Here is a 12,924-nt window from a genome sequence, read left to right as displayed (position 1 = left end):
AATATCTATACCCCAAATCAACAACGATGTAATCGGCTGTTTGGAAGGCTTTTTCTCATACCAAGGGTCCGGCGTGGGCTTTTCTGAGAAGTGATTTGTAAAAGGCGCTGACACTTGTGGTCGTTCGCCAATGCCGGCACGCCCGGTGGCATGAAGGAGTGTCACCCCCTTTTACATTTGCCCTTTGCGTGTACGCAGGATGAACGAGTGACACAACCGCTCCGCGATCCACGGCGATGCCTGCCAAAGGGCCCTCGCCCAGCGGCTCTCGGCCGGGCCCTGGAGCCCGTGCAGCCGGCCCGGAACCAGGGGCAGCCAGTAACACGCCAGAGGCTGCAGGCCGGCGGCCCGCGCGGCTGCCTGCAGCGAGTCGGTGGCCTCGTAGCGCAAATGGGGTGCCTTTCCGGCCCGGACCCGTCGGCGTTCCTGCAGCACGGTGGGCCAGGTCCTGGCGTTCAGCGCATCCACCCAGATCTCGCCGCCGGGGCGCAGCACGCGATGCATCTCCGCGAGTGCTGGGCGTGAGTCGGCCAGCGCCTGCATTACCCCGAAACAGAGCACGCCATCGAACTCGCCATCGGCGAACGGCAGGTGGTGGACATCCGCCGCCAGCCAGTCGATCGACGCGGGGCTGCGCTGTCGCGCCTTGTGCAACGACGGGGCGGAGTAGTCCAGCCCGATCGGGCTGCGCCCTTCGGCCTGCAGCAGCCGGGTATAGGTGCCGGCACCGCAGCCGATATCGAGCCATCGCGTCCCTTCGGGACGGGCCTGATGCCAGAGCGACTGGAACTGCCGCACCCGGCTGGCCAGCCCGGTGGGCGTCCAGCCCGCGATTGCAGCGTCGTCGTCGCACTGGCTGCCGCGCTGGGTAAAGCGCTGGCGCCAGCGCTGCTCAAAACTGGAGTTCGTCACGCTCGTGTTCCCGCCTGGATGGTTCGCTGATGACTGTAGACCGCTCGGCCGTGACTGGCGCCGAACCGGGTGGCCGGGCCCGGGTGTGGCTCGTGGTACTGGCTTCGGTAGCAAGGCGCGTCAGGAAGTGCAGCGCGGTCGCCATGCCCCAGGCGGCCAATGTGGCCAGGACCAGGCTGGCCGGGTCGGGCCGCAGCCCCACGACCAGCAGCTTGCCACCTTCCATCAGCAGAGCCGCGAGCAGCCCGCCGAGGGCGGCCAGCCACTGCAACTGGCGCGGATGCAGCGGGCGCCGGATCTGCGCCAGCCATATCAGCGCGCCCAGCGGCAGGTACATGGCCACATGCAGTGCCGCACTACGCAGGGCCACGGTCTCGCCGACGAAGTAGTGGTAATAGAACGGCCAGAGATTGAGCTGGGCCCATTGCGCCGAGATGGCCGCCCGGTCCCACTGGTAGGGGCCCAGGTCGTGGTTCAGGGCGAGCAGCGCGACCCCGTAGAGTGGCGTCGCAACGACCAGGAGCGGGATCGCGGCACGCCGCAGGGTCTGCATCACCTGCGGCGGCGAGAGGTACTCGTACAGGAGCATGCCTGTGACAAATCCGGCGCCCCGCAGCACGGCCGATCGGCCCTCCGCGATCCCCGAGAGCGTGGCAAGATTCAGGGCCTCCAGCAGGATGGCCAGGAGCGCGGCCAGGGTCACCAGCACGGTCCCGTTCGCGGACGGGCGCCGTCCGAGTCCGTACGCGAGCAGGATCCCGACGGGCACACTGGCTACCAGTGTCAGGCCCAGCTCGGAGATACAGCGAAGACCGGACGTACAGGCCCCGGCTGCGACCCACAGGCCCCAGGTGTCGGAGTCGAGGCGCTGACTCCACTCGGCGGTGGACAGGACCAGGTCGAATGGGGCCAGGCCGATCGCGACGTACAGGATCGCATAGGCGATCAGGACGGCAGGCACGATGACACGGTTTGGGCCTGCGAGCTGGCCTCGCCAGCGCAGCAGCGGCCGGCGCAGTCCCCACCACATCAGGGCCCCGACCACCGCACCGAGGAAATTGCCCGCGATGTCCGCCCCGGCCGGATAGCGATAGGGCAGCCAGATCTGCAGGAACTCCACCGTTGCCGTGGCCGCCAGCCCCAGAAGGGCGACCAGCGCGAGGGCACCCAGGTGCCATACAAGGTGACTGCGGCCATAGGTGAGCCAGGCCATCCAGAAAAAGCCCAGCGGCATGAACATCATGGCATTGGCCATGAACTGGGCGCGCCCGCTGGCGCCGGGTCCCTGCAGGCTCATGTCGCGGTAGAGTGACCACGCCTCCTCCAGACCCATCCCGCCGAACTCGAACGGCAGCAACGTCAGGTAGAGGGCAAATCCCAGGGACAGCCACGCCCCGATGACACAGGTCCACAGGGCCAGTGGTTCGCGTCTGCGTGTCATGGGTTGCCGCGCTCGCACATGGTCTAACCTGACAAGGGGGCATACACCGGAGTATGGCCCCTCCAATCGCCAGAGCGCGGGCTGGTTTCGCAGGCCCCGGGCAGGGAGTGCGGTGATGACGGCAGGGCGGTCAATGTTCCACTCGCTTGTGTCCCGGGCATGGGTGCTGGCGGGCGTGATGCTGCTGGCCATGATGACGGCGGGCGCCGACATGCCACGACCGGGCGGGGCGTCCGAGGCCCCCGCAGCCGCGACCCGCGTGCTGCAGACCGACCCGGAGGGATTGCGCCGTGCCGTGCGCCAGCTGCGCCCTGGCGATCATCTTCAGCTCGCCCCGGGCGAATACCCGGAGCCGCTGGTGCTGCGAGGCGTTAGCGGGACGGCCGAGCGGCCAATCGTGATCACCGGCCCGGATTCTGGAGACCCGGCCATCCTCCGCGGTCGTTCGGGCAGCAATACCATTCGCCTGATCAATGCCGCGCACCTGGTGATCCGGCACCTGACCCTGGAGGGGGGCGGGCACAACATTGCCGGGGTCGTGGTCGAGCACGACAGTGAATACGCCCACGACATCACGCTGGAGCACCTGACCATACGCGGCTACGACCGTTCGCAGGGCAACAGCGGCATCACCACCCGTGCCGCCGCCTGGAACTGGACCATCCGCCACAACGACATTCGCGATGTCGGCACCGGCATGTATCTCGGTCGGCCGGATGGTACGGGGCCGTTTGTCGCGGGCCTGATCGAGCACAACTTCATTGGCCGTACCCTGGGCTACAACATGCAGATCAAGCACCAGCGTCCGCGAGCCCCGCGCGCGGGGATGCCGACCGAACCCTATGCCACCATCATCCGTCACAATGTGTTCAGCAAGGCGGAGCGCGCGAGCAGCGGCCATCGCGCGCGGCCCAACCTGCTGGTAGGGCACTTCCCGCCCGAAGGACCCGGGCAGCACGACTGGTACTGGATCTACGGCAACCTCTTCTACCAGAACCCCCACCAGCGCCTCTTTCAGGGCGAAGGCCGTCTGGCCCTGTACAACAACCTGTTTTTCAACGATGCCGGCAGTGCCCTGATCGTGCAGCCGCACAACCACATCCCGAAGGATGTCCTGATCGTCCACAACACCGTGGTCGCACGAGAGTTCGGGATACGACTGGTTCCCGGCGATCGGCGCTATGAACAGGTCATTGCCGGGAATGCGGTCTTCGCCGACCCCGCGATTGATGCCGCGCGCACGGCGCAAACGGAAATCAACCACGAGGCCGGCTTCGAACGGGCTTCGGCCTACCTGGTGCGCCCGCGCGGGCCGCTTGCGGAGCTCGATCTGTTCCCGCTGGAAGGGATGCCGGGGTACGAAGGTTTGCCCGAGTTCCAAAGTCCTCTACCTCCCGGTCTGGGTCGCGACTACAACGACCGCGATCGCAGTCAGCCCCGATTCGGGGCCTACGCGGGCGGCTACGAGGCCAATCCGGGGCGGCGCGAAGGCGTCGGGCCGGCAGCCCGGTAGCGGCCCGCGCGGTCACAGGCGCAGGTCGCTGGCCTCGCGAGGGAAGACCGATTTCACATCGAACAGGACCGCTTGCGGGTGCGCGAGTGCACGGATCGCCTCCACTCCCATGTCCAGGAACGCCTGGTGGGGCACCGCCACGATGATGGCGTCAAACGAGTCCGCCTCGGGAGGCGCGGTGATCGGGGTGATGCCGTATTCGTGCTCGGCCTCCTCCGGGTCGACCCAGGGATCAAACACGACGACCTCCGTGTTGTACCCGCTCAGCGTATGGTAGATGTCCATCACGCGCGTATTGCGCAGGTCCGGGCAGTTTTCCTTGAAGGTCAGGCCCATCAGCAGGATGCGCGCCCCCACCGGATTGATCCCCTTGCGCACCAGCGCCCGGATGGTCGCGTCCGCGATGTGCGCCCCCATCGCGTCATTCACGCGGCGCCCAGCCAGGATCATCTCCGGGTGGTGCCCGACGGCCTGGGCCTTGTGGGTCAGGTAGTACGGGTCCACCCCGATGCAGTGCCCGCCCACCAGGCCGGGCCGGAACGGCAGGAAGTTCCATTTGGTCCCGGCGGCCTGCAGGACCGCTTCCGTATCGAGGCCCAGGCGCTCGAACAGCAGCGCCAGCTCGTTGATCAGGGCGATGTTCACGTCGCGCTGGGTGTTCTCGATCACCTTGGCGGCCTCGGCGACACGGATGCTCTCGGCCTTGTGCGTACCGGCGGTGATGACGCGCGCATACAGGGCGTCGACGAAGTCCGCCACCTCCGGTAGCGAGCCCGAGGTGACCTTCTTGATGGAGGTGACCCGATGCGCCTTGTCCCCGGGGTTGATCCGCTCGGGGCTGTAGCCGGTGAAGAAATCCTCGTTGTGGGTCAGCCCGGATTCCCGTTCCAGGATCGGGACGCAGTCTTCCTCCGTCGCCCCCGGATAGACCGTCGACTCGTAGATCACCACGTCACCGCGCTTGAGCACCTGGCCCACGGTATGGGTGGCCCCGAGCAGGGGGCGCAGGTCCGGTCGGCGGTGGGCATCGATCGGCGTCGGCACGGTCACCACGAACACATTGCACGCGCGCAGCGCCCCGAGTTCCGTGGTGTAGTCCAGCTGCGTCGCGGCAGCGAGATCTTCCGGCTCGACCTCGCGGGTGCGGTCGATGCCGTTCTTCAGGTCCTGGATGCGGCCGGGCTGGATGTCGAATCCCAGGGTCGGCCAGACCCGGCCGAACTCGACCGCCAGCGGCAGCCCGACATAACCCAGTCCGATAACCCCGAGGCGAATCTCTTCCGATGAGGGGAGTGCATGCATGAGTGAGGGCTCTTCCGTGCAGCGAGTTGAGTGGCAGGGCGTCTCACCAGGTCAGTGCCTTTTGCGCCTGGGCAGCCACGGTATTGCGAGCTTAGGCACAACATGGATGGCGGGACAATGATGAAAAATCTGCACAAATTTCGTCCTTTCGTCCTATGCCCATTTCCCTCAATTCGAACTACATTGGGCGCTAATGCCCCAGCCAAACCGGCGTGTCGGGGGGTCGACGGGATCTCTATATGTCTACAGATTCGCAATGCGACATCCTGTGCGTGGTGGGCGCGCGCCCCAACTTCATGAAGATCGGCCCGGTGATGCGGGCCCTGCAGCAAGCCGAGATACCGGCGCAGCTTGTGCACACGGGGCAGCATTACGACCCGGCGATGAACGAGCGCTTCTTTACCGATCTGCAAATCCCGTATCCCGATATCAACCTCGAGGTGGGTTCCTGCTCGCATGCCGTGCAAACGGCCGAGGTGATGATGCGTTTCGAGGGCGTGCTGGACCGTGTGCAGCCTCGCGCCATTCTCGTGGTGGGCGATGTGAACTCCACGATTGCCTGTGCCCTGGTGGCGGCCAAGAAGGGGGTCGGGGTCATCCACGTGGAGGCGGGGTTGCGCAGCTTCGATCGCAGCATGCCGGAGGAGGTGAACCGGGTGCTAACCGACCAGATCTCGGATCTGCTGTTCATCACCGAACGCCACGCCCGCGACAACCTGGCGCGCGAGGGTATCGCCCCCGATCGGGTGCACTTTGTCGGCAACGTGATGATCGATACCCAGCTGTACAACCTGGACCGTGCCGTACCGTGGCAGGAGACCCTGCGGGCGGCCGGGATGGAGGCCGATACGTTTTCCGACAGCGGGGCCTACGGCGTGCTGACCCTGCACCGCCCCTCCAACGTCGATCATGCACCGGTGATGGAGCGTCTGGTCGACAGCCTGGTGACCATCGCCCGGGAGCTCCCGCTGGTATTCCCGCTGCACCCCCGCACCCAGGCCCGTCTGCAAGGTTTCGGGCTGGAGTCTGCGCTGCGCGAGGCACCGATCGCCGTGCTGCCGCCGGCCGGCTATCTGGAGATGCTGGGACTGATGAAGGATGCCCGTGTCGTGCTCACCGACTCCGGCGGTATGCAGGAGGAGACCACCGCCCTCGGGGTGCCCTGCATCACCCTGCGCGAGAACACGGAACGGCCGATCACGATCGATGAAGGTACCAATATTTTAGTAGGCAATGATCCGCAACGACTGATGGAGTCTTTCCGCGAGGTCATGGACCATGGGGGCAAACAGGGGCGCATCCCGGAGTACTGGGACGGCAATGCCGCAGAACGCATCGTGGCCGTCGTGGCTGACTGGCTGAATCACGCAAGAAAATCCTGACCGGTACGTTCGCGCTCCCCCGACCGACGCCCCGAGCGGGTTCAGGAGATCGTGCGCATGCTGCGAGTACCGCTGTCCATGCTGTCGCCGCAAGGCCGGCGCGCACGCCTGACGATCCTCGCCTATCACCGCGTGCTGGCGGACCCCGACCCGCTGCGACCGGAAGACCCGGTGGCCGAGACCTTTCGCTGGCAGATGCGCCTGCTGGCAAGGGAGATGAGCCCGCTGCCGCTGGACGAGGCCATCAAGCGCCTGCAGGAAGGCCGGCTCCCCGCCCGGGCCGTAGCGGTCACCTTCGACGATGGTTATGCCGACAACGCGGAGATCGCGTTGCCGATCCTGCGCGAGGAGGGGGTGCCGGCAACGTTCTTTGTCGCCACCGGCTATCTGAATGGCGGCTGCATGTTCAACGACATGCTGATCGAAACGGTTCGCCGGATTCCCTCCATGGCAGTGGATCTGGCCCCGGAGGGACTGGGCACGCGTCCACTGGAGTCCATGGCGCAGCGCCGCGCCACGATCCACGCCCTGATCGGGGCCCTCAAATATCGGCCGCTGGCCGAACGCAGCCGTCGCGCCGAGGCGTTGGGCGCGCGCTTCCACATCATGCCCCCCGGCGACCTGATGATGACCGATGACCAGGTTCGCGCGCTGGCCGATGCCGGCATGGGGATCGGCGGGCACACGGTCCTGCACCCGATTCTGGCGGAGACCGATGCGGAGACCGCGCAGCAGGAAATTGCGGAGGGCAAGGCCGAACTCGAGGCCCTGGTGGGGCGTCCCGTGCGCCTGTTTGCCTATCCCAACGGTCGTCCCGGCAAGGACTATGCGCCGGAGCATGTCGAGATGGTGCGTGCCAGTGGGTTCGACGCCGCCGTATCAACCATGGCCGGTGCCGCCGGCCGCGACACGGATCCGCTGCAACTCCCGCGTTTTACCCCCTGGGATCGAACACCTCTGCGCTTTGGCCTGCGGCTTGCGCGCAATCTGGCTTCAGCCCACTGAAGGTGCGAACACGATGACGACCCGCGTCCATTTGACCGTTGATACCGAGTTCAGCATCGCCGGGGCTTTTCGCGAGCCGCAAACCCACCAACCAGTCGGGCCGCCGTCGGTCTACTGCCATCGCAACGGGCGCTCCGAAGGTCTTGGCTATCTGCTGGACACCCTCGACCGGTATGCGATTCGTGCCACCTTCTTTGTCGAGACGCTGAACACGATTTATTTCGGCGACGAGCCGATGGGCGAGATCGCCCACGAGATCGCCGGCCGCGGGCACGATATCCAGCTCCACCTGCACCCCTGCTGGACGTACTTCGGACACCCGGACTGGGTTCAGCGGCTGCAAAGCGACCCGCCGAACGACAATGTCACCCGGCGCAGCGTCGAGGAACTGGCCGACCTGATCGAACAGGGAAGGGCGACGTTCCGCCGCTGGGGGCTGGATGCCCCCAGCGTGCTGCGTACCGGCGGGCTCAAGGTCGACCTGAAGGTCTACGCTGCCATGCGGCAGGCCGGGCTCCCCCGGGCCTCCAATATCGGGCTCGCGATCTATCCGCCGGCCGAGCCGGAGCTGCAGTTGCGGGGCGGCTGCCATGTGATCGACGGGGTACTCGAGTTCCCGGTGACCACCTACACCGATTTCCAGTGGGGGCCGCGGACCCATCTGAAGTCGCTCACCATTACCGGCACCTCCTGGCCGGAGATGCGCAGGCTGCTGTTCCAGGCCCGGCGCCAGGGGCTTAGCGACGTGGTCGTGCTGACCCACCCGTTCGAGTTCGTGCGCTATCGGGACGATCAGCCGACACCCGGCATCAATCCGCTGACCCGCCGCCGCCTGGGGCGACTGTGCCGATTCCTGCGGTCGGAACCAGGATTCACCCCGGCCTGCATGGCTGACGTGCTGGCCACGCCCACGCCTCGGGAGGCGACGCCCATGCTCACCGTCCCCGCAGCCCAGGCGGCACTGCGCGCCCTGGAGAACTGGACCAGTCAGCGGGTGTTCTGGGGATGAAAGCCGACCATCCAATGGCCGGACATTCGGTGGCCCGCTATCCGGTCGAGCGGGTCCGTCTCGCCCTGCGCATCGGCGAGATCACGCTGGGCGATGTCTCGCTGCGAATGTCGGTCGACAGCCGCCATTTCCTGCAGCGTCCAGCAGCCCAGGCACCGTACGCCGGGGATGCAGTCGCCGATGGCCACCTGGCCCGCTCGCAGCCCGTCGAGGGACCGTTGCCGCGGCTGTCGTGGGTGGCGGGCTATCTGCGCTACGTCCCCAGCCAGTACATGCGCCACTACATCGATCTCGACATGGGCTGGGCGGGTTATCAGGCGAAGTTCTCCTCCAAGTCCCGCCAGACGATGCGGCGCAAGGTGCGCAAGTTCGCCGATGCCTCCGGGGGCACGATCGACTGGCGCACCTATCGCACGCCGGAGGAGATCGAGACCTTTCGCAGCCTGGCGCGCGAGGTCTCGCGGCTGACCTACCAGGAGCGCCTGCTGAACGCCGGCCTCCCGGACGATGACGCGTTCGCCGAGCGCAGCGCGCGGCTGGCCGCCGCCGACCAGGTGCGGGCCTATCTCCTGTTCCTGGACGGCGAGCCGGTGGCCTATCTTTATTGCCCGGCCCGCGACTCGGCCCTGCTCTACGCCTACCTGGGCTACCACCCGAAGGTGGCCGCCCTGTCGCCTGGCACGGTACTGCAATGGCTGGTGCTGGACTCCCTGTTCCAGGAGGGCCGGTTTCGCTATTTCGATTTCGCCCCGGGCGACAGCCCGCACAAGGCCCTGTTCGGCTCCGCCCACCAGCTGTGTGCGGATGTCTATTACCTGCGGCGTCGCCCGCGCCCGCTCGCCCTGGGTCTTGCCCATGCCGCCACCACGCTGGCTTCGGACGTCGTCTCCGCGGCTCTGTCCCGGCTCGGCCTCAAGCAATCGCTGAAGCGTTTCCTGCGCCGCGGCGGGGCCAGCAGCCCCGTCGGCCATGATCGGGAGGTGATCAAGAAATGATCCTGAAACGCCATTTCCGCAAGGCCTACACCTGCGCCAGGGGCTACTACCTGGCGGTATCGCAGCCGACCCCGGACGCCCCGCGCGTCACCACCCGGCTGCGCGGCGTACTCAAGGCTCGGTTTCAGCATCGCATCGGGCCGCGCTATTACTCGCTCTTCCGCCTGGCAGCGGTCGAATCCGCGCGGTGGGACGACTACGTGATCGACAACGAAGCCTACCGAGACCACTTCCGTGCGTGCAGCGCCGAGCGGTACCGACGCATCCTCAACCACAAGAGCCTGTTTTTTGAGCACTGCCAGCGCCATGGTCTGCCCACCCCTACGTTGCGGGCCATTATCCCGACGAGCGCCGCCAAGCCGGCTGGAGATGGTCTCGATATTGCCGGGCCGGTCACCCCAAACGTCCAGCGGTGGCTGGAGCGCCTTGGCGATGGCACCGATGACTTGTTCATCAAGACCGATGACGGGTCGTATGGCGACGGGGCATTTTCTGCCACTCGGCGGGGTGATCGCTGGGAATACTGCGGCAGGACCACGACCCTCAGCGACCTGTTCCATTTCGTCCGTGAGCGAGCCGACCAGAGCCGCAGGCCCTACATCGCCCAGTCGCGCATCCATGTCCATCACGGGCTCCGGCACCTGATGTCGCCCACGGCCGTGGGCTGTGTGCGGATCGTGACCTACATGAAGGATGGCGAGGTCCATTTCTTTCGCGCCGAGATCAAGCTGACCGCGGGGGAGGGGGATATCGACAACTTCGTGCTGGGAACCACTGGCAATGTGGTTGCGGCGGTGGATATCGACAGTGGTCGGATGTCGGTTGGCTATGCCTCGCGCAGTCCCGCCTGGCCGGTCATCCAGCCGGTGACTGAGCATCCGGATACCGGCGAGCCTATCGAGGGCACTCCGGTGCCGCTGTGGGACGAGGTCAAGGCGCTCGCGCTCCAGGCCCAGCGCAGCCTGCCCGAGGTCAGGACGGTTGGCTGGGACATCGCGATTACCCCGGACGGGCCCGTGATCCTGGAAGGCAACTCGACCTACGGGCTGGATATCCTGCAGATCGCGCACCAGCGCGGGTTCAAGCGGGAGATGGAGCAGATCTTTCGTGGGTGACATCCGCCCGCTCGATCAAGATCGGGAGGTGATCAAGAAATGATCCTGAAACGCCACCTACGCAAGGCCTACACCTGTGCCAGGGGCTACTACCTGGCGGTATCGCAGCCGACCCCCGATGCCCCGCGCGTCACGACCCGAATGCACGGCGTCCTCAAAGCCCGATTCCGGCATCGCATCGGACCGCGTCATTACTCGCTCTTCCGCCTGGCCACGGTGGACCCTTCGCACTGGCAGGACTATGTGATCGACAACAAGGCGTACGGCGATCACTTCCGTGCAATCAGTGCGGAGCGTCATCGAAGCACCGTGAGTCGAAAGAGCTTGTTCTTTGCTCACTGCGTGCGCCATGGGCTGCCAACCCCGCCGGTGCAGGCGATCATCCCCCCTGGCCATGAAACCCCTCCCGTGGAGGGCAGTCCCGAGGGGGCGGGGACGGTTGTCACAAGCGCCCGCCGCTGGCTGGAAGTGTTGCAGGCCGGTGAGGAGGACCTGTTCATCAAGCCCGATGACGGCGCGTATGGCGACGGGGCATTTTCTGCCACTCGACGGAATGATCGTTGGCATTACTGCGGTCGGGTCACGGCTCTGAGCGACCTGTTCTATTTCGTACGGGCGCGTGCCAGCCAGAGCCAGACCTGTTTCATCGCCCAGTCGCGCATCCAGCCCCATGACAAACTCAGCGGCTTGATGTCCCCCACGGCCGTGGGCTGTGTGCGGATCGTGACCTACATGCGTGACGGTAAGGCCCGCCTGTTCTGTGCCGAGATCAAGCTGACCGCGGGTGAGGGAGACACCGACAATTTCGGGCTGGCGGCCAACGGAAACATGGTTGCTGCCGTGGATATGGACAGCGGTCGGTTGTCTCTTGGATATACCTCGCGCAGTCCAGCGTGGCCGGTCATCCAGCCGGTGACCGAGCACCCGGATACCGGCGAGCCTATCGAGGGCACTCCGCTGCCGCTGTGGGAGGAGGTCAAGGCTCTCGCGCTGCAAGCCCAGCGTAGCCTGCCCGAGGTCAAGACGATCGGCTGGGACATCGCGATTACGCCCGAGGGCCCGCTAATCCTCGAGGGCAACACGACCTATGGGCTGGCCAGCCTCCAGATCGCGCATCAGCGCGGGTTCAGGCGGGAGATGGAGCAGATCTTTCGCGGGTAGTTTCTCGCTCTTGTTTCGCTAGAGCAGGAACGGCAGCGGATCGCGCATTGCCTGCCACAGGCCGCGCAGGTTGTACGGGGCGATCCCGCGCCACTGGCGGGGCTGCCAGAGCAGGTGTTTCAGCAGGTGGCTGTGCAGGTGGTAGGCACCGGCCGCGGGGGAGGCGCGTACAGCCGGGCTCCCCGCGGCCAGCGCAAAACCCGCCTCGACGAAATTGATCCCGGCCCACAGCGAGGCCTGCAGGGTGTACCAAAAGCGCGGATTGCACTCGAGTACGCGCACGTCCCCGGTCGATTCGTCCACGCGCAGGTCGATATTCGCCACGCCGGTATAGTTCGCCGCCCGGACGATCCGGCGACCGATCTCCAGCAGCCGCTCGTCGGTGAAGAATTCCAGCGAACAGGGATTCCGGCGCGATTGCAGGAGATGGCAGACCACTTCCCCATCCCGGGCCAGCAGGCTCAGGTCCGCGTCGAATCCGGGCACATATTCCTGCACCACCAGCGGGAATTGGGCATGGCGGCCACCGCTCTCCAGGTGGGCCTCGATGTCCTCGAGCCGCTTCGCCTGAAGGATTCCATGGCTGGATTCGCCGTACAGCGGTTTGACCACGACTGGGAACGCCATTCCGGCATCCTGCAGATGCTCCAGGTCTGCGGGGCTTTCGAGGTGCAGGGCCCTTGGACACGGGATTCCATGGGTCTCCATGAAACGTTGAAAGGTCCATTTGTCGTCCAGCATGCCCAGCACCTCCAGGCTGCTGGAGGGAAAGGCCGTCACGCCCGGCAGGCGCGGTGCAAGCGCGTGGACTACGCCGGCCCCCAGGATGTCGGCCCCGATAATCCCGTCGATACGGTGTCGTGTGCAGTAGTCGCGCAGGTGGTCGCCAAAGGCTTCCAGGGTTTCCGGCTGGGTGTCCGGCAGGGGCATGCGCTGGTAGCGATCGCGGTACCGGGAGTGACGGGCGGCCCCCGGGGACTTGAGCTCCAGCAGGTGGATCTCGGCGCCGAGGTGCTGCAGGCAGTACAGCACCTTCAGGGCAAGCGGCGACCCGTCCGAGAACACCGCGACGCGCTGCGGCATGGGCGT

The 12,924-nt window shown here is 66.1% G+C and carries 11 protein-coding genes; 7 read left to right on the top strand and 4 right to left on the bottom strand.

The features are described 5' to 3' along the window. Positions 1–171 precede the first annotated feature (171 nt). Together F466_RS0101795 and F466_RS0101790 are read right to left on the bottom strand one after the other, a co-directional pair. A complete protein-coding gene (locus F466_RS0101795) occupies positions 172–912 on the bottom strand; it encodes a class I SAM-dependent methyltransferase (protein WP_018993324.1) in 741 nt (246 codons plus the stop codon). Beyond that, positions 893–2,353, bottom strand: a complete 1,461-nt coding sequence (locus F466_RS0101790) for a VanZ family protein (protein ID WP_018993323.1) — start codon at positions 2,351–2,353, stop codon at positions 893–895. The genes F466_RS0101795 and F466_RS0101790 overlap by 20 nt, the downstream gene beginning before the upstream one ends. 133 nt (positions 2,354–2,486) lie before the next feature. Between F466_RS0101790 and F466_RS0101785 the strand changes: the two genes are divergently transcribed. Next, a complete protein-coding gene (locus tag F466_RS0101785) occupies positions 2,487–3,866 on the top strand; it encodes a hypothetical protein (protein WP_018993322.1) in 1,380 nt (459 codons plus the stop codon). Between the two features lie 12 nt (positions 3,867–3,878). Here F466_RS0101785 and tviB read toward each other — a convergent pair whose 3' ends face one another. Further along, positions 3,879–5,168: a Vi polysaccharide biosynthesis UDP-N-acetylglucosamine C-6 dehydrogenase TviB gene (gene tviB, locus F466_RS0101780; RefSeq protein ID WP_018139534.1), complete on the bottom strand. Its 1,290-nt coding sequence runs from the start codon at positions 5,166–5,168 to the stop codon at positions 3,879–3,881. A gap of 239 nt (positions 5,169–5,407) precedes the next feature. Between tviB and wecB the strand changes: the two genes are divergently transcribed. Genes wecB through F466_RS0101750 form a run of 6 tightly spaced genes read left to right on the top strand, consistent with a single transcriptional unit; the run spans position 5,408 to position 11,835 of the window. Beyond that, on the top strand, positions 5,408–6,550 hold the full coding sequence (gene wecB / locus F466_RS0101775) for a non-hydrolyzing UDP-N-acetylglucosamine 2-epimerase (RefSeq protein ID WP_018139533.1): 1,143 nt from the start codon (positions 5,408–5,410) through the stop codon (positions 6,548–6,550). A gap of 57 nt (positions 6,551–6,607) precedes the next feature. Then, on the top strand, positions 6,608–7,555 hold the full coding sequence (locus tag F466_RS0101770; RefSeq protein ID WP_018993321.1) for a polysaccharide deacetylase family protein: 948 nt from the start codon (positions 6,608–6,610) through the stop codon (positions 7,553–7,555). 13 nt (positions 7,556–7,568) lie between these two features. Next, positions 7,569–8,564, top strand: a complete 996-nt coding sequence (locus F466_RS0101765; RefSeq protein WP_018993320.1) for a polysaccharide deacetylase family protein — start codon at positions 7,569–7,571, stop codon at positions 8,562–8,564. Next, entirely contained in the window at positions 8,561–9,559 is a 999-nt protein-coding gene (locus F466_RS0101760) for a GNAT family N-acetyltransferase (protein ID WP_018993319.1), read from the top strand. The genes F466_RS0101765 and F466_RS0101760 overlap by 4 nt, the downstream gene beginning before the upstream one ends. Continuing rightward, positions 9,556–10,674 (top strand): sugar-transfer associated ATP-grasp domain-containing protein, encoded by a 1,119-nt coding sequence (locus tag F466_RS0101755; protein WP_018175030.1) that lies wholly within the window; start codon positions 9,556–9,558, stop codon positions 10,672–10,674. The genes F466_RS0101760 and F466_RS0101755 overlap by 4 nt, the downstream gene beginning before the upstream one ends. A 39-nt stretch (positions 10,675–10,713) precedes the next feature. Further along, complete coding sequence (locus tag F466_RS0101750) at positions 10,714–11,835, top strand: sugar-transfer associated ATP-grasp domain-containing protein (protein WP_018993318.1); 1,122 nt, start codon at positions 10,714–10,716, stop codon at positions 11,833–11,835. Positions 11,836–11,853: 18 nt separating this feature from the next. Here F466_RS0101750 and F466_RS0101745 read toward each other — a convergent pair whose 3' ends face one another. Continuing rightward, the gene (locus F466_RS0101745) at positions 11,854–12,918 is read right to left on the bottom strand and encodes an ATP-grasp domain-containing protein (protein ID WP_018993317.1); all 1,065 of its coding nucleotides are present in this window, start codon (positions 12,916–12,918) and stop codon (positions 11,854–11,856) included. Positions 12,919–12,924 lie beyond the last annotated feature (6 nt).

Source organism: Thioalkalivibrio sp. ALgr1 (assembly GCF_000378285.1).
Classification (GTDB): Bacteria; Pseudomonadota; Gammaproteobacteria; order Ectothiorhodospirales; family Ectothiorhodospiraceae; genus Thioalkalivibrio.
The sequence above is the reverse complement of the archived record's forward strand: the minus strand, read 5'-3'. Positions and strand labels throughout refer to the sequence as shown.

What these genes read in the sequence shown, in the direction of transcription:
- F466_RS0101745 (WP_018993317.1), bottom strand. Translation starts at nt 12,918, where the DNA reads ATGCCGCAGCGCGTCGCGGTGTTCTCGGACGGGTCGCCGCTTGCCCTG.
- F466_RS0101750 (WP_018993318.1), top strand. Translation starts at nt 10,714, where the DNA reads ATGATCCTGAAACGCCACCTACGCAAGGCCTACACCTGTGCCAGGGGC.
- F466_RS0101765 (WP_018993320.1), top strand. Translation starts at nt 7,569, where the DNA reads ATGACGACCCGCGTCCATTTGACCGTTGATACCGAGTTCAGCATCGCC.
- F466_RS0101790 (WP_018993323.1), bottom strand. Translation starts at nt 2,353, where the DNA reads ATGACACGCAGACGCGAACCACTGGCCCTGTGGACCTGTGTCATCGGG.
- F466_RS0101770 (WP_018993321.1), top strand. Translation starts at nt 6,608, where the DNA reads ATGCTGCGAGTACCGCTGTCCATGCTGTCGCCGCAAGGCCGGCGCGCA.
- wecB (WP_018139533.1), top strand. Translation starts at nt 5,408, where the DNA reads ATGTCTACAGATTCGCAATGCGACATCCTGTGCGTGGTGGGCGCGCGC.
- F466_RS0101755 (WP_018175030.1), top strand. Translation starts at nt 9,556, where the DNA reads ATGATCCTGAAACGCCATTTCCGCAAGGCCTACACCTGCGCCAGGGGC.
- F466_RS0101760 (WP_018993319.1), top strand. Translation starts at nt 8,561, where the DNA reads ATGAAAGCCGACCATCCAATGGCCGGACATTCGGTGGCCCGCTATCCG.
- tviB (WP_018139534.1), bottom strand. Translation starts at nt 5,168, where the DNA reads ATGCATGCACTCCCCTCATCGGAAGAGATTCGCCTCGGGGTTATCGGA.
- F466_RS0101785 (WP_018993322.1), top strand. Translation starts at nt 2,487, where the DNA reads ATGTTCCACTCGCTTGTGTCCCGGGCATGGGTGCTGGCGGGCGTGATG.